The organism is Rhodothermales bacterium (genome assembly GCA_039944855.1).
Classification (GTDB): domain Bacteria; phylum Bacteroidota; class Rhodothermia; order Rhodothermales; family JANQRZ01; genus JBBSMX01.
The window spans coordinates 20,228-39,092 of record JBDUXZ010000029.1 but is presented as its reverse complement, the minus strand read 5'-3'; the positions used below and the strand labels follow the sequence as shown (position 1 = coordinate 39,092).

The following is an 18,865-nucleotide window of genomic DNA, read 5'->3' as shown; positions in this document are numbered from 1 at the left end:
AGTCGGAGCGGTATAAGGCAGGGGGCGTATCATGACGGGGCGGCGTGCTCCCTTCACCCCAGAGGAACGGGCGGAGGGCGCATTCGTTTGCCCTCTGCACCTACCCTTCACAGTCATCACACCTCTATCTCAGACAAGCCCATGGGACTCCTAGATTTCCTCAAGGACGCCGGCGAAGACCTCTTCGGCGGGAAGAAAGGCAACGAAGCCGACGTCATCCGCAAGAAGATCGAGGACGAGCTCGGTAGCAACGTCGACAACCTCGGCGTGCTCTACAAAGACGGCCGCGTCGAACTCCACGGCAACGCGAAGTCGCAGGCGGCGAAGGAGAAGGCCGCGCTCCTCGCGGGCAACGTCAAAGGCGTCAACGCGGTCGACGACGACGGCATCAAGGTGGCCGGACAGGCCGCTGCGGCGGCACCCGTCGCGGCGCCGTCCACTACGTATTACACGATCGAGAAGGGCGACTCCCTCTCCAAGATCGCGCAACGCTTCTACGGCGATCCGCAGAAGTACCACGACCTCTTCGACGCGAACCGCGAGGTGATCCAGGACCCGGACAAGATCTACCCCGGCCAGAAGATCCGCATTCCGAACGCTTCGGGCAGCTAGTAAACCCGACACACGCCGGTGGCCCCGGACTCCGAGGGGACCGGCTACGAGCATCGAGCGCGGCGTCCTGCTATCAAGCGGGGCGCCGCGTGCTCGTGTACCGCAGGGCTATCTCCGGCGCGGCAAGGTCGGCGGCACGCCGGGGAGATCACCGCGCAGCCAAGCTTCGGCTCGTTGCCGGTTGTCGAACGTTCGAAAGTCGAGGGGCAGGGCGCTTATCGCAGCGAGATACGTGGTGCCGATCTCGACGAGATCACGAGGCGCGACGATGGCGCACCGGCCCGCGGGCAGCTTGGCAGCCCGAGCCTTGTCGACGCGCATGATGTGCTCAACGGCGTCGGCCGCGAGGACGAACTCCGAAACGGCGGTGAAGTCGAGGATGAAATCGCGGATGTGGCCGTCCTCGTTCAACGCAGCAGCTTGCTCGCGGGAGGCCACCAGGTCTTTCCCGTCAACGACGCGGGCGTAGTCGATGGCGAGCCAGTTCGTTGACTCGTCAACGTAGATAGAAAATGGCATGAGTGATATCCCAGGAGTCTATAGAGTGGCATGGCGGAAGTGAAATACTTGACGTATACCTTTGCAATCGACGGGTAATTACACATCGGTTCCAGGGGACAAGCTACCTGTTAACACCGCAGGGCGGGACATTTTTTGTCTACACATCGGATCGGAAGACTGTCCCGCTCACCAGCGGTAAGCCGTTCTTCAGCAGTCATCGGTAAGCGGCTTCACGCGGTAGAAGCCATACTCCTCCCATTCGACACGTGGTCGGGGCGATAGACAGATGTAATGGAGGTGGACTCCATCCGGTGCATTGTTTGCAAGCAACTTGTTGGTAGCCGAATAGGTAAGAGTAAAGCAATGAGTACGAAACCTCCGGTTCCACAGGCGCGAGCGAGATGCGCTGGGTGGATGACTGGAACCCGATGTCCTCGGAGAGGACACCCGTGGGCCCTCCTAGAACGTGAACGCTGCCATGCCTTTCCTTCCAGCACGCGAGCATAACCCGTACCGACAGAGCGAAGCGGTTGCCGATGTAGCGACCGAGAGGAAGGTTTTTGTCGTGCCGCGAATCCAGCGACACCAGAAGCTGAGCACGCTCACCTTCGCCGCTAGCATGCCCGTGGACCCCTGCAGCCCCCTCAGCATCAGCTCCACCCTCTGCGCGTACACGCCGTGATTGGTGGGGACGGTCTCGAAAGCGTAGGGGCAGCTCGTTTCGCGATGACGGAGTACCTGTCTATCGGCGGGGTATCCGTGCGCGTGCGGGCGGAGGACGACCGTACCTGCCCCGTCCTGGAAGGGGTATCGCGGTATCTCCACGCGGCTGAGAGCCCGGCGGCCAAAAGGACAGACCTCTCGATTGATCTCGTCAAGACCGCCCTGCCCTTGGGGCCGCCCTCCGGTGCTCGCCAACTCGGCACGTTCGACAACGGCTTCACGCTGTGGCGGGGCGAGGAAGCTGTGCTCCTAGTGGGGGGCGGGTGCGTTGCACAACTCGATGTGCAGAACGGGCAGGGGACGGTACGCATGGCGCTCGACGCGCAGAACCTGACCTCTCGCTGGGTGGCGTGTGCGGTCGTGTTGGAGAGCCTTGCGATCCTGCTCCACCGGCACGACCTGTTTTCGATGCACGCCGCTGCGCTTGCCCGAAACGGACGCGGGCTCGTGGTCGCCGCGGCGGCCGATAGCGGGAAGTCCACGCTCACGTTCCGCCTGGTCCAGAGCGGGTGGGACTACCTATCCGATGATACGGTCCTCCTCCGCCCGTCGCCGGACGGGGTAACGGTGCTGGGATTGCGGTCTCACTTCAGCCTCGACCCGGAAGCGGAGGAGCTTTTCCCAGGCCTGTCGCGGGGTCGCGAAGCATCGCTCTTGAAAGAGGAGAAGTGGGCCGTCAACGTCGAGGCCTTGTATCCCAAGCAGCGCATCGACGCGTGCCGCCCCGAGGTATTGCTCTTCCCCACGATCGTCGACGCGCCGGAGAGCCGGATCGCGCCGGTTTCGAAAGCGGAGGCGATTGGGGGGCTGCTGGCGCAGAGTTCGCTGGCGCGCGTCAAGCTGGACCACGCCGCTGCCCACGTCGACGTGCTCGGCCGCTTGGTGCGGGAAACGGATGCGTACACGCTCTATGCCGGCCGCGATATCCTCGACGACCCGACGCGCGCCGATGCGTTGCTCGCGCCCCTTCTCAGCGCTACCTTCTGACCTCCCGTCACGGCTCACGATCCGCCCCGATCATGCTTCATCCGCACGACCATTTTACCGCCGATTCTGAGGTGCTTTTCACCCAACTTGGTGACAACGAGGCGGTGCTGCTCCACCTCACGACGCAGTACTACTACTCCCTCAACGAGACCGGGCTCGCTATCTGGCGCGGCGTCAACGAGGGGATGAGCTTGGGCGAAGTGGCGGACGCAATCCGCTCAGAGTACGAGATCGACGAGGCGGGTGCGTGGAAGCACGTCAGCGACTTCGTCGAGCACCTGAAGAAAATGAAGCTGCTCGTCGAAGCGCCCGGCTCAGTGGGCAGCCCGGGCTGAGCGGAGTACCTGCGGCGCGTCGTCGGCCAGCTTATTTCGACAGGCCGGGCGCCCGCTCCAGATACTCCTCGTAGAGTTCGGTCTGCCGCGACACGAGGGGCACGAGGTATCCGTCGATGAAGAGGTGGCGGACCTGCGTCTTCGTCTCGAACGGATCGCCGTCGGCGATGAAGAGCGTGGCGACCTTGCCCGCTTCGAGCGAGCCGAGCCGGTCGGCGACGCCGAAGATGCGGGCGGGGATGATCGTGACGGCTTCGAGCGCGGCCTCGCGGCCCATCCCGTAGGCGGCGGCGAAGGCCGCATGGTAGGGGAGGTTGCGGACGTTCTCGATCTCGCCCGTCTGCAGCGCCACCTGCACCCCGGCGTCCCGCATCAGACCGGGGTTCGCGTAGGCCCTGTCGTAGCGGTCGGCGTCGCGCGTCGGGAGCGCGAGGACAGGGCCGGCGATGACGGGGATGCCGGCCGCAGCGATCTCGTCGGCCACGCGCCAGCCTTCGCTGACGCCCGTGAAGACGGCGCGGACGCCGCGCTCCTGCACCCACTCGATCGCTCGCGTGATGTCTTTGGCCGCGTTGACGTCGATGAGGAAGGGGACCTCGCCGCGCACGACGGCGGCGAGCGCCTGCATCTCGGGCACGTACTCTGGCGTCGGCTTCGGCTCGGGCGCGACGCGGTAGGCGGAGTCGATCCGTGCGTAGAGCCGGGCCTGCTCCCACGTGTCGTCGAGCTTCTCGAACGCCTCGTCGGAGTCCTTTTTGATCTCCTCCGCCGTGCGCCGGTCCCACCGCCCGCGCCGCGCCGACGACGGGAAGTTGAGCACGACGCCACGGAAGCCTGCATCGAGCTGGTCGGGCGTGTAACCGTGGAGCGAGATGAGCGCCGCGGTGCCGGGCATGAGCCCGCTCGACGGCGCCGTGAGTACGGTCGTCACGCCGCTGACGCGCGTAATCGGGATCAGCGTCGAGGACGGGTTGACGGCGGTGAGGGCCTGCATGTGCGGCGTCACGCTCCCGATCTCGGCGTAGTCCCGCGTCTCGTCGAGCGAGCCGATCTCTTGCAGCCCGAGCCGCGTCCCGCCGTCGATCATGCCGGGATAGATCGTCTCACCCGCGCAGTCGATCACCTCGGCGTCGGGCGGTTGCGGGACGGCTTCGCCGAGGGCTTCGATCAGCCCGCCGCGAACGAGGAGTGAGCCGCTCTCGATCACCCCGTTCGTGACGGTCTCGATGCGGCAGTTCGTGAGGTAGAACGTGCCGCGCCTCCCCTCGTCCGGGTCGGCAGGGAAGCCGGCGGGCGGGAGGACGGCGAGAGCGAGGGCGAGCAGGAGCAGCGTCATCGGGGTCGGGTCAGTCGGTTTAGCGGAGCCACCACGCGCCGAGTTCGGCGACGCCTTGCAGGCAGGCGTCGGTGTGCTCCTCGGCGAACATCACGTCGTCGACCTCCTCCTCGGGATCGACGAAGAGGCGGACGTCGTCGGGGTCCTCGGCCCGGTCGAACCGGACGACGCCGTCGACGACGGTGAGCACGGGGACGGCGTAGCTCGAGAGCGGGTGGCTCTCGAAGAGCGCGAGGTCGGCGTCTTTGCCGATTTCGATCGAGCCGACGCGGTCGTCCACCCCGAGCTGCCACGCGGGATTGAGGGTGATGAGAGCAAGGGCCTCGTCGTCGCTGAGCCCGCCGTAGTGCTGCGCCTTCGCGGCCTCGTGGTAGAGGTGGCGGATGAGCTCGGCGCTGTCGGAGTTGATGCTGGTGCGGACGCCGTTGCGCGCGAGGATCGCGGCGTTGAACGCCGTCGAGTAGTAGACCTCGAACTTGTACGCATACCAGTCGGAGAACACGGACGCGCCGGCCCCGAAGGCGGCGAGCTCGGGCGCGACTTTGAAGCCTTCGTTCGCGTGCTGGAACGTGACGCGGCGGATGCCGAAGTCGTCGAGCACGCGGAGCAGCATGAGGATTTCGTCGGCGCGGTACGAATGGGTGTGGACGAGGATCTCGCCGTCGAGGATGTCGGCGAGGGTTTCGAGCTGGAGGTCGTAGGCGGGCGGCATCGCGCGGCGGTCGTCGCGTCGCGCCGCGGCGTAGGCGTCCTGCCGCTCGCGGTAGCGCTGGGCCTCGGTGAAGGCGTCGCGGATCACGGTTTCGACGCCCATCCGCGTGGCGGGCCGGATGCCGCGACCCTTCCCGTGGACCCGCGTCGGGTTCTCGCCGAGGGCGAACTTGATCGTGCGCGGCGCGCCCTCGAAGCGGAGCGCCTCGGGGTCGGTCACGCCCCAACGGTGCTTGATCGTCTCGTTCTGCCCGCCGATCACGTTCGCCGAGCCGTGCATGGCGTGGCTCGTCGTGACGCCGCCGGCGAGGGCGCGGTAGAGCCGCACGTCGAGCGGGTTGAGCACGTCGCCGACCCAGACCTGCGCCGTGACCGGGCTCGTCGCCTCATTCACCGACGAGATCCCGATGTGCGAGTGGGCGTCGACGATGCCGGGCATGAGGAAGCGGCCGGTCGCGTCGATCGTGCGCACGCCGCGCGGGGCGCGGAGGTCGGAGCCGATCTCGGCGATCTTGCCGTCGCGCACGAGCACGTCGGTATCGGCGAGCGTGCCGTTCGTGACGGTGAGCACGGTCGCGCCGCGGATCAGCAGGTCGCCTGTCTCTTGGGCGAGCGCGGCGGGGGCGAGCAGGAGGAGGAAGAAGAGCAGGCGCATGGGTCGGCACGGTGGTAGAGGCGCGACAGGCGGCGCCTCCACGGGTTAATTCTCGGGGCGGCGGGTGGCGCTGAGCGTGAGATCGGGCGCGCCTGGCCCCGTGACCTCGGCGGTATACGTGTCGCCCGCGATGAGGCCGGAGACGTCGAGGGGGCCGAACGGCGTTTCGGGCAGGCGGAACACGAGCCGGTTGCCGGTGAGCGTCACGCCCTCCATCGTGAGCGCGGAGCCGTCCTCGACCGTAAGGGTCCCACCGAGCGTGCCGCCGTCGTCGGTGAGCGTCATCGTCCCCGTCTGCACGCCGCCGTCGAAGACGACGCGGTAGTCCCACGTCCCCGCCGCAACGACCTCAGCCGTGGGGTCGAACGCCGCGTCTTCGTCGATCTCGAACCGCTGCCCGTCGACGAACACGAAGCGGACGGGAGCATCCTCGGCGAAGTACGAGCCCTGCGTGACGACGAGGTTGGCCATCTTGCCGGGCTCGACCGTGCCGAGGCTGCGGTCGAGCCCGAGGAGGGCGGCAGGCGTCGTGGTGAGCGCGGCGAGGGCGTCGTCCTCGGAGAGCCCGGCGGCGACAATCCGGCGCAGGTTCTCGCGGATGTCACCCGGCTTGGCGTCGAGCGTGGCGAAGCCGAAGGGGATGCCAGCGGCGTGGAGCGTGGCCGCGTTTCGCTCGTACAGGGCGATGGCTTCGCGCCGCTTCGCCTTCAGCGCGTTCACTTCGTCGTCCACGTCGGCGTAGGACCGTGTGCGGCGCTCGGTGATGAAAACTTGGGCGGGCGCGACGGCTACGGAGTCCGTCGCCGTCGAATCTTTTTCGGCTTCCGGCAGAGCGAGGGCGGCGAAGACGGGCACGTCGGCCGCGGCGAGCTTGTCGGTCAGGTGCGAGCTCTCGCGGAGGCCGCCGAGCACGAGCGGGAGGCCGAGTTCGGCGGCGATGCCGAGCGCGCGGTGGGCTTCGAGCACGTCGTCCACGGAGAAGAACACGGGCCGGTCGCCGGACATCGTGGGGGCGAGCGCGGCGAGGGCGGGGTCGTAGTCCGGGCGGCCGAGGCCGGCCGGGTTCTCGGCGTAGAGGCGAGCGCCCTCCTGCCGCCGCTCGGCGTCGCGGACGAGCTGGCGGAGGACGGCGAGGATGCCCATCGGCGTGGCCGGATACACGCCGGACGCGCTGTCGAACTGGGCGAAGAGGGAGGAGGCGTCGCGCAGCACGAGCGCATCGGCGTCGTCGCCCGCGAGCAGAATCACGACGCCTTGCCCTGCCAGCATCCCGTCGCGCGGGACAGCGTGGGCAACCGTGAATCCGAGCTTCCGCAGCGCTTCGACGGAGCCGTCGGTGGGGTCGAGCAGGGCGCGGGCGGAGCGGTCGGGCTGGATGCCGGCGCGGTCGCGGGGCGGATCGCCGGGGTCGCGGACTTTCTCATCGTCGCCGTCATCCTTCACCTCGGGAATCGCGGCGTGGCCGAGCCCGTCGATGAACCCGGCGTAGACCGTCAGCGAATCGCCCTCGATGATCTCGGCATCGAACGGCGGCGTCACGTTCGGCCCCACCGCTTCGATCAGCCCGTCGCGGACGACGACGGTGGCGCGGTCGAGCACGCGGCCCGGCTCGGGGATGACGCGGGCGTTCGTGATGGCGAACGTGCGCGTGACCGGCCGCACGCCGGGGTCGATGGGCGAGGCGTTCTGCGCCCGCACGGGCAGCGCGAGCAGAAGGAAGGCGAGGACGGGGAGGAGCCGGGGCATAGGGCAGGACGTGGGTGGAGCCGCGGAAGATAGCCCGTCAGGCATCGAGGAGGACGCCGAGTTCGCGGCCCAGGCTGCGGGCGGCAGGCGTGATGATGTGGCCCGGCCCGAGGACGATTTTTTGCCCCTTCAGCCGCGCCTGCCGCACGTCGTTCTCCGTGATGAGGCGGCCCGTCGCGCGGACCTTCGGGGCGGCGGCATCGGTCGGGGCGAGGGGGGGAGAGGCGAGGACGAGTTGAGCGTTCCACCGCACCGTATCGCCGTCGGCGAGCCCGGCCGCGAGCGCGTCGGCGCGGTCGAGCCGGACGTGTCCGTCGCCCTCCTCAACGATGACATCGCCGAAAGCGACGGCCCCCGCCTGCACCGTGACGACGCGGCCGGCGTCGAGCCGCCACGCGCGGATCAGCCCGGCGGGGAGCGCGAGCGCGCGGCGCACCGGCTCGGCCGTCGGGGCGGCGACCGAACCGGCCGGGCCGCGCAGCCGGAGCGGCGGGCCGTCGCCGAGCGCGTCACGGTCGAGCGCGTCGAGCACGAGGCCGGTCGACTTCGCAGCCGCGACGGGCACGCTGACTTCGCGCGTTCCGGTCCTCGATACGAGCACGCGCTCGGCGCCGCGCAGGGCATAGCCTTTCCCGAAAAGCGCCGCTACGTCGGGCGCAGCGAGGGCGATGCGAGAGCGGGCAATGCGGACGGGGATTGCGTCGGGCTGAATCACAGCGCGTCCGGCGAGCCGGGGAGGAAGCGGACCTCGACGTCGGCGATCTTCTGCACGCGTTCGGCGTGGCGCCCGCCCTCGAAGTCGGTCTTGAGGAACGTATATAGGATTCCTTTGCAGACCTCGATGCCCTCGGTCCGGCTCCCGAGCGTGAGCACGTTCGCGTCGTTGTGGGCGCGGGCGTTGAAGGCGGCAAACTCGCTCGCGCAGCACGCCGCGCGGACCGTCGGGACTTTGTTCATCACCATCGCTGAGCCGACGCCGACGCCGTCGATCATCAGCCCGAGTTGGACCTCGCCGAGCGCGACGAGCCGGGCGACGGCGTACGCGAAGTCGGGGTAGTCGCAGCGAGCATCGGAGTCGGTGCCGACGTCGGTGACGGTCCAACCGAGGCTGCGAGCGTGGTCGGCGAGGGCTTGTTTGTAGGCGAAGCCGGCGTGGTCGCAGCCGAGCGCGAGCGTGTTGGGAGGGGCATCGTGGCAACCGCAGGGGGCGGCGGGCGCGCAGCCGCAGTCGGGCGTACCGTCGGGCTTCGCTTCCGGCTCGGCGCGCTCAGTGAGGGCGATGCCGTGGTCGCGAGCGAAGTCGCGGGCGAGGGCGGTGACGAGCGCGTTCGGGGCGATCGCGAGCGCGCGCTGCCCGGCGTCGTGGGCGCGGCGGACGTCGCGTTCGGTGATGAGGGGGCGTTTCGACATGGCCGAAAACTACGGCAGCGGCGGGGAAGGGCGAGCGTCTTCGGCGCGGTTTCTCGCGCGCGCCCTTCACTTTTCGGGAGCGCTTCCGTTACTTGGGGTCGCCCTTCCTCATTTCATTCACCTCTCCCTACTCCAGCATGTCCACGATCGTACAGGAACGCCCGAAAGTCTCCGCCTACGAAATCGCCACGGCCAACTTCGACCGCGCGGCCGACGTGATCGGGCTCGAAGACGAGTGGCGCCAGCTCGTCCGCCGCCCGTTCCGCGAGATGAAAGTCGAGGTCCCGCTCCACATGGAGGACGGTTCGCTGCGGACCTACACCGGGTATCGCATCCAGCACAACGGAGCCCGCGGCCCGTTCAAAGGCGGCATCCGGTTTTCCCCGCTCGTCGACGCTGACGAGGTTCGCGCCCTCGCCGAGATGATGACGTACAAAACGGCGCTCGTCGATATCCCCTTCGGCGGGGGCAAGGGCGGCATCAACGTCGACCCGCGCGAGCTGACGAAGCGCGAGCTGGAGCAGCTTACGCGGCGCTACATCTCCCGCATCCACCTCATCCTCGGCCCGAACCGCGACGTGCCGGCGCCCGACCTCGGCTCGAACGCGCAGGTGATGGCGTGGATCGTGGACCAGTACGGTCGGCAGCACGGGCACTCACCCGCCGTCGTTACGGGCAAGCCAATCGAACTCGGTGGCTCGCCGGGGCGCGAGGCGGCGACGGGGCGCGGCGTGATGATCTGCACGCTCGAAGCGGCCAGCGACCTCGGGATGGAGGTGAGCGATCTCCGTGTGGCCGTGCAGGGCTTCGGGAACGTGGGGATGCACGCGGCGCTCCTGCTCGAAGAGAAAGGGGCGAAGGTCGTCGCCGTCTCGGACGTGTCCGGCGGGCTCTTCTGCGGCGACGGGCTCAACGTGAAGGACATCTGCGAGTACAAGTCCGGCCAGCGCCACGGCACGATCGAGGGCTACGACGGCTCCGGCATCGAGCACGTCGCCCACGCCGACTTCATGGGCGTGGACTGCAACGTGCTTATCCCGGCCGCCGTCGAGTCCGCCATCAACGCGGAGAACGTGGACAGCGTGCAGGCGCGGCTCGTCGTGGAGGGCGCGAACCTCCCCATCACGCCCGAGGCCGACGAACGGCTCAACGCGCGCGGCGTGCTCGTCGTGCCGGACATCCTCGCGAACGCCGGCGGCGTGACGGTGTCGTACTTCGAGTGGTCGCAGAACTTCCAGCAGTTCCAGTGGAGCGAGCACCTCGTCAACGAGCGGCTCGAAGAGATCATGCTCAAGGCCTACCGCGCCGTGCGTAACCGCGCCGCGCACTACGACGTGACGCTGCGCAACGGGGCCTTCGTCGTCGCCGTCGAGCGCGTGGTGAAGGCTGAGAAGCTGCGCGGGACACTCTAAGGGAGCGGTGGGCACCCCGCCGCGCCGCTTCGTAAGGGAGGAGGAATAAAACGACGGGATGCGAGAGAGCGCTGTGCCCCCTCGCATCCCGCCGTACGGTGCAGTAGGTCGCCGCGAATCAGAAGCCGCTCATGCGCAGCGCGCGCCGCGTCGTGCCAGTGGGAACGCGTGTGATCCCGGCGCGCGCGCTTTGCACGATGGCGTCGCGGACCTCTTCGGGAGAGGCGCCGGGGTGCATCGAGAGGTAGAGCGCAGCGGCACCGGCCACGTGCGGGGTCGCCATCGAGGTTCCACTCAAGAGGCCGTACCGCCCACCGACGAGCGTCGAGAGAACGTCGGTGCCGGGGGCCAGCACGTCCACCACGGAGCCGTAGTTCGAGTAGGAAGCGAACCCGCCGTCGGGGTTGAAGGCACCGACCGTAATGGCCTCCGTCACGTGAGCCGGGGAGTACCGGGCGGCGTTGCTGCCGTCGTTACCGGCGGAGACGCAGTAGACGATGCCCTGTTCGATCGACGCCTTGACGGCGAGGTCGAGGGCGTTGTAAGACGTCGTCCCCGTGTAGCCCCCGATGCTCATGTTGACGACGATCGGGGTGTCGGGATGGGCGCGGCGATAGGCCGCGACGTGGTCCACCGCGCTGAGCAGGGTCGAGAGCTTGACCGCGCCGTGCGCGTCGAGAACTTCGAGGGCGTGGACGCGGGCGCCCGGCGCCGTGCCCACCACCCCGAAGCCGTTGTCGAGCGCGGCCGCGGTCCCGGCCACGTGCGTGCCGTGTCCCTCGGTATCGGGGAGGTCGCGGTAGCTGAGGAAGCTGGTCTCGCTGACGACGCGGAGGTCGCTGTGGGAGACGCGGCTGTCGATCACGAAGAGGTCCACCTCGACGGCTCCCGAGCCGTCCCCTGCCGCTGCGGATGACAGCGGAGCTTCGGCGTTCACGATGCCCCACGGGAGTTGCTGCTCACCGATCGCCTGATAGGCGCTGACGTCGAGCGGGCGGCTCATCACGTCGTCGAACTGGATGAACAGCACGGAGGGATCGGTGAGGAGCGAGTTCAGCAGGGAAAGCACGCCCCGGATCGAGATAGAGAACGAAACGCCGGAGATGGAATCGCGGTAGTACGAGCGTTTCTTGACGCGGTGCCCACTGAAGGTGGAGGCTGACTCCTCCTCGGGGTCGGTTACGCTCGGGACGTACACCAGCACAAAGTCGAGATCGAGACCCAGGAGGGAGAGGAGGCCCCGCGCCGCTTCCGTATCACCCAACGCAGCCTGGGACTGCCCTATTGCATCAAGGCGGCCGTATAGGGCCTCCTTATTCATGACCTTCGGCGAATGCTCGATCTGAGTCCGAACGTCGGCGATGATGCCAGCGAGGTCTGCGTCAGGGGTTTCGGGTACGGGGGCGACTACGTCGGGTGCGTCGGCGTCGAAGCCTGTCAGTTCGTCGGCGCACCCGGCGAGCGTGAGCAGACATACGGCACCGAAGAGGGTGAGGTAGCGCATGGAGTGATAGGGCATGGTGTGGGGTGGGGTGGGTGACTTGCTTCGGTTAGAGCAAACGCCATGCGCTCAGGAGGCACGTGCCGTTCGGGCCTCGCGTTTGTCTAACCGTCAGGGGGCCGTCCCTTAAAAAGTTTCCCTCAGAGTAGGAGTGAAGAGCGCAATGTCTCAGAACGAGCAAGGCGCGCAGCCGCGGCGTCGGAGGGAATAGATGGGAAATGTGGAACGTGTCGAGTGGTTTGGTACGAGGAAAGCAGCGTAGATAGGCTCGTTTGGCCCTTCTCAGAGGTGGTACCATCCTTGCGACACGGCGTGGCGTCCCGCTTTATACTACCGTTTCTCACCTTATGCGCGGCCCCTCCGTCCGTTACCTGCTCCTGCTAGGCACCATCGTATGGGCGGTGGGAGTACCGAGGACGGCAGCTCAGCCGACGCCGGAGTGGACCACGCGTACACTCGACCCGGCGAAGGCGCCCACCCAGTACGTCTTCGATCGGTGGACCGTGGAGGACGGCCTCCCGCAGAGCGTCGTTGCCGACATGATCCAGACCGCCGACGGCCACGTCTGGTTCGGGACGGACGAAGGGCTCGCTCGCTTCGATGGGGTCGCCTTCACGGTGTTCGACAGCGGGACGAACCCGACGATCCGCGACAACACGATGCTCGCGCTCGCCGCGGATCCCGAGGGCGGGCTGTGGGCAGGTACGCGGGACGGTGGCCTCGTGCACCTCGACACGGACGACCGGGCGACGGCCTACGGGCCGGGCGATGGGCTCGCGAGTGAGACCGTTGGCGCGCTGGCCGTGGACGGGACCGGGCGGCTCTGGCTCGGCACGCGCGAGGGGCTGTGCTGGCACGATGTGGCACCTGACTCGGCGTCGCCCATCACGTGTCACCGTGGGGCAGACGCCCTCGCGGGGGCCTATATCCGGGCTCTCGCACCGCGCCGCGCTGGCGGGGTGTGGGTCGGTACGCGGGAAGGGTTGTACCACTTCGACGGAAGGCGGACGCATCCGTATGCTAAACTCGGTGGGGCGGCCGCGAGCGCGATCACGGCGCTCCACGAGGACTCGGCCGGCGGCGTGTGGGTGGGCGCGTGGGATGGAATTGGATACCTCGTCGGTGGCCGGCTCACTACACCTCCCGGCGCTGACGCATTCGATGGAGCAGAGGTGTCTGCGCTCTACGCTGACTTCAAGGGGAGCCTGTGGGTGGGGACGATAGGAAGCGGGGTGAGCCGGCTGCACGACGGCCGTGTCACCCCTCTTCCCTCCGACGACGGGGTCCTCGACAACGTCCGTGTGCTCCGCCAAGACCGTGAGGGAAGCCTCTGGATCGGCACCGACGGCCGAGGGCTTGCCCGCGTCCGCGACGCCAAAGTCACCCCGTTTACCACGCGCGAAGGGCTCGGGCACGACGTGGTCTTCTCCGTCACCGAAACCTCGGACGGAGCCGTGTGGGTGGGAACGGAGGGGGGAGGGGTCAGCCGGATTCGGAACGGCCGCGTCGAACAAACTCTGACCGCTGCCGACGGCCTCGCCGATGACCATGTATCGACGGTCTACGGCACACGCGACGGCGCGCTATGGATTGGCACCGACGGGGCGGGGCTTAGCCGCTACCACAAAGGCGTGTTCACAACGTATACCACGGCCGACGGGCTTCCAGATCAGTACGTGCTCGCGCTGTTCGAAGACCGCGGGGGAACGCTCTGGGTCGGCACCGATGGCGGACTGAGCCGGTGGGATGGGAGGCGGTTCGAAACGCTCGTAACTGATGGTGCACCCGAGGGCGCGGTGATCGCCCTCGCACAGAGCGCCGACGGGGCGCTTTGGGTCGGCACGTACGGCAGCGGGCTGCTCCGATATCGCGACGGCGTCTTCGCTGCCCCTTTCGCCGACGCGCTGCACGACGTCGTCCTCACCCTGCATGCGCGCCCCGACGGAAGCCTCTGGGCGGGGACCGACGGCGGAGGCATCGCACGGATCGTGGGCGACGACCTCGTCGCGTTCACTACGAGCGAGGGGCTTCCGACCGACGCCGTGTTCCAAATCCTCGAAGACGACGAGGGCTACCTCTGGATGAGCTCGAACAAAGGCCTCTTCCGCATCGCTCTCGCCGAGTTCGACGCCGTCGCACGCGGCAGACAGCGGGCCGTGCGGCCTGACCGCTACGGGCGCGCAGATGGGATGAAACACCCCGAGTGCAACGGTGGCGTGCAGCCGGCGGGGTGGCGGACCCACGACGGCGCGCTCTGGTTCGCCACCGCGCAGGGGGCCGTGACCGTGGATCCCGCCCACCTCCGCTCGAACCGCCTGCCGCCGCCTGTCGCCGTGCAGCGTGTCCTCGTCAACGGCGTGCCGGTATCGCTCGGCGGTACGATGGCTGAAGGGCTATCGTTGCCGGCGGGCAGCGACGAGTTCGCCTTCGAGTACGCCGGCCTCAGCTTCTTCGCCCCGGGCCAGGTCCGTCACCGCTTTCGGCTCGAAGGCCGCGACAGGAAGTGGACCGAGGCGGGGACGCGCCGCACGGCCTACTACACCGACCTCGCCCCCGGCACCTACCGCTTCCGCGTGCAGGCGGCGAACAACGACGGCGTCTGGAACGAGACGGGCGCCGTCGTGACCCTCACCCTCGCCCCGCACGTCTGGCAGACGACGTGGTTCGCCGCGCTATGCGTGCTGCTGATGGGGGCGGCCGGCTTCGGCGTGTACCGCGTGCGGGTCCGGCAGCTTCGGGCCCGCGCCGAACACCTCGAGCACGTCGTGGAGGTGCGAACGCACGAGCTGGCGCAGGAAAAAGCCACGGTCGAACAGCAGGCGAGCGAGCTGATCCGGTTGGACGAGGCGAAGACCCACTTCTTTAACAACATCAGCCACGAATTTCGCACGCCCCTCACGCTCACGATCGGGCCGCTGGAAAACGCGCTCGACGGGGCCTACGGGCCCACGCCCGAACCGCTACGGAAGCAGCACGAGGTGATGCTGCGTAACGCCCGCCGCCTGCTCCGCCTCATCAACCAACTCCTCGACGTGGCCAAGCTGGAGTCCGGCCGGATGGAGCTCGAAGCGCAGCGCGGCGACCTCCGATCGCCGCTCGACATGATCGTGGGCTCGTTCCAGACCTTCGCCGCCGAGCACGGCATCGGCCTTACACTCGACGTGCCCGATCGTCCCGTCGCGCTTTGCTACGATCCGGATAAGCTGGAGAAGGTGTTCTACAACCTCCTTTCGAACGCGGTCAAATACACCCCTGCGGACGGCACGATCTGCGTGACGGTGGAGGAGGAGGTGCCGAGCGACGGGTTCGCCGAGGGGGCCGTCGCCGTCCACGTGGTCGACACCGGCCAGGGCATCCCACCGGAGGCGCTGGCGACGGTCTTCGATCGGTTCACCCAAGTGGCGGGAACGGGCTCCGCGCTGCAGTCCAGCACCGGGATCGGGCTGTCGCTCGTCCGCGAACTCGTGACGCTCCACGGCGGCGAGGTCTCGGTCGAGAGTGAAATAGGCGTGGGGACGGCGTTCACCGTGCGGTTGCCGCTGGGCGAGGCCCACCTTTCGCCTGGCGATCTCGTAGGCAATGTGGACGCGGCGGCGCGGCCTTCGGTCCTCGGCGGCCCCGAAATGATCGCGATGAAGCGGGAGGCGGCGGTCGAGGCGCCGGTGTCGACCGTGCCCTCGGAAGCCCCGCGCCTCCTCATCGTCGAGGACAATCCCGATGTCCGCGGCTACATCCGCGACTGCCTCTCGGATCGCTACTACATCGAAGAGGCGCCGGACGGGCTGGCCGGGCTCGAACGGGCGCGCGAGCTCCGTCCCGACCTCATCCTCTCCGACGTGATGATGCCGCGGATGGATGGCTACACGCTTTGCCGCACCCTGAAGGCCGACCCCGAACTCCAGAGCATCCCCCTCGTCCTCCTCACGGCCAAGGCCGACGACGACCACCGCGTCGAGGGGCTCGAACTCGGGGCCGACGATTTCATCGCGAAGCCCTTCAACGCCCGCGAACTGCGCGCCCGTGTCCACAACCTCCTCACGATCAAAAAGCAGGAGCGGGAGCTGGCCGAACTCAACGCGGACCTCCACGAGAAGGTGCGCGAACAGCTCGCCGAGATCGTCCGCGGCTCTCGCCTCCGCAAGTACTTCCCGAGCAAGCTCGTCGATGCGATCCTCCACGCCGACGAGGACGTGCGCCTCGCGGCCGAGCGCAAGCGCGTGACCGTGTTCTTTTCGGACCTCACGGGCTTCACCCACCTCTCCGACACGACGCCCCCCGAGGTCGTCACCGAGCTGCTCAACGAGTATCTCGGCGAGATGCTGGGCCTGATCGAGGCGCACGGCGGCACCCTCGACAAGTTCATGGGCGACGGCATCATGGCTCTCTTCGGGGCCGCCGAAGCGATGGCGCCCGAGGAGCAGGCTCGCCGCGCGGTGGAGATGGCCGTGGCGATGCAGGACCGGCTGCGCGCGCTCCGTGCGAAGTGGAAGCGCGACGGGGTCGCCCACGACCTCGAACTCCGCATCGGCGTGCACCAGGACGAGGTGACCGTCGGCAACTTCGGGTCCGACGACCTCATGGAATACACCGCCATCGGGCAGGGGGTGAACCTCGCCTCGCGGCTTGAGGGCGTCTGCACGCCGGGGCAGATCCTCGTCTCGTTCCCGGTGTATGCGCTGACGAAGGAGGCCTTCCCGTACGAGCACGCGGAAGCGTGCCAACTCCGCGGAATCGCACGTCCGGTGGCAACGTTCTCGCTCGAACCGAGCCACGTCGCCGCGTGGCTCGACAGCGTGGAGGCGGTGTCGGTGGAGCGCGAGGGCTGAGGCTCAGCCGACCTGCTACCGCCGCTGCAGCCAGCCCGCCGGGTCCACGGCGTCGCCGTCGGCGAAGAGGGCGAAGAAGACGCCTGCGCCGAGGGGGTCGGAGGCGGTCCCGGCGCGGCCGACGGCCTGCCCGGCGCGGATCTGCTGCCCCTGCCGCACGTCGACGGAGGAGAGGTTACCGTAGATCGTCGCGTAGTCGCCATGGGAGACCATGACGGACGTGCCGTAGGCGGGCATCGCGAAGATGCGGATCACGGTCCCGTCGAAGACGGCGCGGACGGAGGCCGTCGGTGGGGTCGAGATTTCCAGCCCGATGCTGCGCGTCTTCGTGCCGTAGACGGGGTGCGTCCGCGTCCCGAACGTGCCGGTGACGACGCCCGCCGCCGGCCACGGCAGCTTCCCTCGGTTCTGCCGGAACGAACCGGTCAGCTCGACGAAGGCGGACTCAGCGGCTTCGGCGGCGCGGACGGCCTCGGCGTTGCCCGTGGCGCGAGCCGTGGCGCGGGCGCGCTCGGTCTCGCGTCGGCGCGCGGCTTCGGCCGCCGCGATCATCTCTTGGATCCGCGATTCCAGCCGGTTGATGTCGCTCTGCCGCTGTTCGAGTTCGGACTGAAGCCCGGTGCGTCTCTGGCGGAGCGTGGTCACGAGCGCCGCCCGCTCGCTCTTCCGCCGGGCGAGGGCGGCCTGCTCGGTGCGGCTCTCGGCGAGGAGCGACTGGATGCGTGCCGCCGAGGAATCGAGCGCGGCCTGCCGGTCGGTCATCTCCTGCTGCGTGGCCGCGATCTCGTCGAGCTTCCGGCGGCGCTGCTGGGTGAACCGCTGGAGGTAGCGCGTGCGGACGATCATCTTGTTGATCGAGCCCGCCGAGAGGATCAGCGCGAGGTCGCCGGTGCGCCCGCGCATGTACGCGTTCCGCGCGTGGTGGGCGTACTCCTCCTTCAGCTCGCCGAGGTCCAGCTCCAGTTGCGTCATCGAGCGTTCGATGCCGAGGGCTTCGCCGCTGAGCACGTTCTGCCGTTCGCGGTAGGAGGCGATGAGGGCTTCGCGGACTTTGATCTCGCGGTCAAGCTCGTTGAGCGCGGCGGCGGCGTCGGTCTCCTCGCGTCGCGTCGTCGAGAGCTGGCGCTCGTACTCTTCGATCTGTGCTTTAAGCTCGCGGAGGCGCTGCTCCGCCGCTGCCCGCTCGGCCTCCTGCGCGGCGACCGGGGACGCGACGAACAGGAGCACGAGGGCTAGGAAGAGGGAGCGCAGCACGTCAGTCGAGGCGTCGAACGTCGGCATCACCGGGGGAGAAGGGGAAGTCTAGGGTGGTCGGGTTCAGCGTGAGCTTACGGTGCTCGATCGTCAGCCGCGTCTCGGACTGCGGGTTCCAGACCTCGACGCGGCGCGGCAAGATCCGCCCGTCGATCACGTCGAAGGCGGAGAACGCCCGTTCGTCGAAGAGCTGGCCGTCGACGAAATGCTGGTAGCGGACCGTCCGCCACGAGGCGGGATCGATGGTATAGACCCGGCTGCTGGGTCCACCGTCGGTGAGTCGATAATAGCCGTCGACGGTGCCGATCGTCCAGCCCTCACCGGTCGGGTGGAGCGTGCCGAGGAAGGTGGAGAACAGCTCGGCGGAGGCGTCGGCCTCGAACGAGACAGGGAAATACGCTGCAACGGCGCGCGTCGGGCCGAGGTAGAGCCGGTCGTTGATCTTGTCGTGGAGGGCGAAGTCGCGCTCCGTCACGAGCGCGCGGGCGACCTCAATGCTGAGCGGGCCGCGCGCGGAGGCCCAGAGCGTATCGGCCGCCCGCTGCCGGATCGTCGCCGAGAGGTCGGCGTCGCGGGAGGGCGAACGGACTTCGACCTTCGCTTGACTTGAAAACGCCACGAGCGAATCGGCGGCGGCGACGGCAGCCATCCGAGCCAGCACCTGCTCGGTGGAGTGGTTCGGGAACTCGGCCGGTGCGGTGAGGTCGGGTGCGTCGCGGACGAGCGGACCGGACGAGCACCCGGCGATGAGCAGGATGCTGGCGCAGCAGAACGAGAGCAGGCGCAATGGGGCGTGGGGTTGGCGGTGGGAAACGGGCGGGGCGCGGTCGGCACGGCAAGTCAACGGGCCGACGGG

14 protein-coding genes are annotated in these 18,865 nt (G+C 68.3%); 5 read left to right on the top strand and 9 right to left on the bottom strand.

Annotation, left to right across the window (positions count from 1 at the left end):
- Positions 1–141: 141 nt before the first annotated feature.
- A complete protein-coding gene (gene lysM, locus ABJF88_14470; protein ID MEP0548137.1) occupies positions 142–612 on the top strand; it encodes a peptidoglycan-binding protein LysM in 471 nt (156 codons plus the stop codon).
- A gap of 108 nt (positions 613–720) precedes the next feature.
- On the opposite strand, the gene ABJF88_14465 is transcribed toward lysM, so the two are convergent.
- A complete protein-coding gene (locus ABJF88_14465) occupies positions 721–1,131 on the bottom strand; it encodes a hypothetical protein (protein ID MEP0548136.1) in 411 nt (136 codons plus the stop codon).
- 1,014 nt (positions 1,132–2,145) lie between these two features.
- On the opposite strand from ABJF88_14465, the gene ABJF88_14460 reads away from it, so the two are divergent.
- On the top strand, positions 2,146–2,823 hold the full coding sequence (locus ABJF88_14460; protein ID MEP0548135.1) for a hypothetical protein: 678 nt from the start codon (positions 2,146–2,148) through the stop codon (positions 2,821–2,823).
- A gap of 32 nt (positions 2,824–2,855) precedes the next feature.
- Positions 2,856–3,158, top strand: a complete 303-nt coding sequence (locus ABJF88_14455) for a PqqD family protein (protein MEP0548134.1) — start codon at positions 2,856–2,858, stop codon at positions 3,156–3,158.
- Positions 3,159–3,189: 31 nt separating this feature from the next.
- Here ABJF88_14455 and ABJF88_14450 read toward each other — a convergent pair whose 3' ends face one another.
- From ABJF88_14450 to rpiB, 5 genes are read right to left on the bottom strand one after another with little or no spacing between them, the layout of a single operon-like run.
- The gene (locus ABJF88_14450; protein ID MEP0548133.1) at positions 3,190–4,494 is read right to left on the bottom strand and encodes an amidohydrolase family protein; all 1,305 of its coding nucleotides are present in this window, start codon (positions 4,492–4,494) and stop codon (positions 3,190–3,192) included.
- Positions 4,495–4,513: 19 nt separating this feature from the next.
- The gene (locus ABJF88_14445; GenBank protein MEP0548132.1) at positions 4,514–5,860 is read right to left on the bottom strand and encodes an amidohydrolase; all 1,347 of its coding nucleotides are present in this window, start codon (positions 5,858–5,860) and stop codon (positions 4,514–4,516) included.
- A gap of 45 nt (positions 5,861–5,905) precedes the next feature.
- Positions 5,906–7,606 (bottom strand): amidohydrolase family protein, encoded by a 1,701-nt coding sequence (locus ABJF88_14440; protein ID MEP0548131.1) that lies wholly within the window; start codon positions 7,604–7,606, stop codon positions 5,906–5,908.
- Positions 7,607–7,643: 37 nt separating this feature from the next.
- Positions 7,644–8,321: a hypothetical protein gene (locus ABJF88_14435; GenBank protein MEP0548130.1), complete on the bottom strand. Its 678-nt coding sequence runs from the start codon at positions 8,319–8,321 to the stop codon at positions 7,644–7,646.
- Complete coding sequence (gene rpiB / locus ABJF88_14430; GenBank protein MEP0548129.1) at positions 8,318–9,016, bottom strand: ribose 5-phosphate isomerase B; 699 nt, start codon at positions 9,014–9,016, stop codon at positions 8,318–8,320. The genes ABJF88_14435 and rpiB overlap by 4 nt, the downstream gene beginning before the upstream one ends.
- A 137-nt stretch (positions 9,017–9,153) precedes the next feature.
- Here rpiB and ABJF88_14425 point away from each other — a divergent pair, with 137 nt between their 5' ends.
- The gene (locus tag ABJF88_14425; GenBank protein ID MEP0548128.1) at positions 9,154–10,428 is read left to right on the top strand and encodes a Glu/Leu/Phe/Val dehydrogenase; all 1,275 of its coding nucleotides are present in this window, start codon (positions 9,154–9,156) and stop codon (positions 10,426–10,428) included.
- A gap of 118 nt (positions 10,429–10,546) precedes the next feature.
- Here the strand turns inward: ABJF88_14425 and ABJF88_14420 are convergent, their stop codons facing one another.
- A complete protein-coding gene (locus ABJF88_14420) occupies positions 10,547–11,947 on the bottom strand; it encodes a S8 family serine peptidase (GenBank protein ID MEP0548127.1) in 1,401 nt (466 codons plus the stop codon).
- 329 nt (positions 11,948–12,276) lie between these two features.
- Between ABJF88_14420 and ABJF88_14415 the strand changes: the two genes are divergently transcribed.
- Positions 12,277–16,755, top strand: a complete 4,479-nt coding sequence (locus ABJF88_14415) for a two-component regulator propeller domain-containing protein (protein ID MEP0548126.1) — start codon at positions 12,277–12,279, stop codon at positions 16,753–16,755.
- 15 nt (positions 16,756–16,770) lie between these two features.
- On the opposite strand, the gene ABJF88_14410 is transcribed toward ABJF88_14415, so the two are convergent.
- Both ABJF88_14410 and ABJF88_14405 read right to left on the bottom strand, forming a co-directional pair.
- Positions 16,771–18,036 (bottom strand): peptidoglycan DD-metalloendopeptidase family protein, encoded by a 1,266-nt coding sequence (locus ABJF88_14410; GenBank protein MEP0548125.1) that lies wholly within the window; start codon positions 18,034–18,036, stop codon positions 16,771–16,773.
- Positions 18,011–18,796: a DUF4292 domain-containing protein gene (locus ABJF88_14405; GenBank protein MEP0548124.1), complete on the bottom strand. Its 786-nt coding sequence runs from the start codon at positions 18,794–18,796 to the stop codon at positions 18,011–18,013. Before ABJF88_14405 ends, ABJF88_14410 begins: the two co-directional genes overlap by 26 nt.
- Positions 18,797–18,865 lie beyond the last annotated feature (69 nt).

Coding starts and splice junctions, on each gene's coding strand:
- lysM (MEP0548137.1), top strand. CDS start 142: ATGGGACTCCTAGATTTCCTCAAGGACGCCGGCGAAGACCTCTTCGGC.
- ABJF88_14465 (MEP0548136.1), bottom strand. CDS start 1,131: ATGCCATTTTCTATCTACGTTGACGAGTCAACGAACTGGCTCGCCATC.
- ABJF88_14460 (MEP0548135.1), top strand. CDS start 2,146: ATGGCGCTCGACGCGCAGAACCTGACCTCTCGCTGGGTGGCGTGTGCG.
- ABJF88_14455 (MEP0548134.1), top strand. CDS start 2,856: ATGCTTCATCCGCACGACCATTTTACCGCCGATTCTGAGGTGCTTTTC.
- ABJF88_14450 (MEP0548133.1), bottom strand. CDS start 4,494: ATGACGCTGCTCCTGCTCGCCCTCGCTCTCGCCGTCCTCCCGCCCGCC.
- ABJF88_14445 (MEP0548132.1), bottom strand. CDS start 5,860: ATGCGCCTGCTCTTCTTCCTCCTCCTGCTCGCCCCCGCCGCGCTCGCC.
- ABJF88_14440 (MEP0548131.1), bottom strand. CDS start 7,606: ATGCCCCGGCTCCTCCCCGTCCTCGCCTTCCTTCTGCTCGCGCTGCCC.
- rpiB (MEP0548129.1), bottom strand. CDS start 9,016: ATGTCGAAACGCCCCCTCATCACCGAACGCGACGTCCGCCGCGCCCAC.
- ABJF88_14425 (MEP0548128.1), top strand. CDS start 9,154: ATGTCCACGATCGTACAGGAACGCCCGAAAGTCTCCGCCTACGAAATC.
- ABJF88_14420 (MEP0548127.1), bottom strand. CDS start 11,947: ATGCCCTATCACTCCATGCGCTACCTCACCCTCTTCGGTGCCGTATGT.
- ABJF88_14415 (MEP0548126.1), top strand. CDS start 12,277: ATGCGCGGCCCCTCCGTCCGTTACCTGCTCCTGCTAGGCACCATCGTA.
- ABJF88_14410 (MEP0548125.1), bottom strand. CDS start 18,036: ATGCCGACGTTCGACGCCTCGACTGACGTGCTGCGCTCCCTCTTCCTA.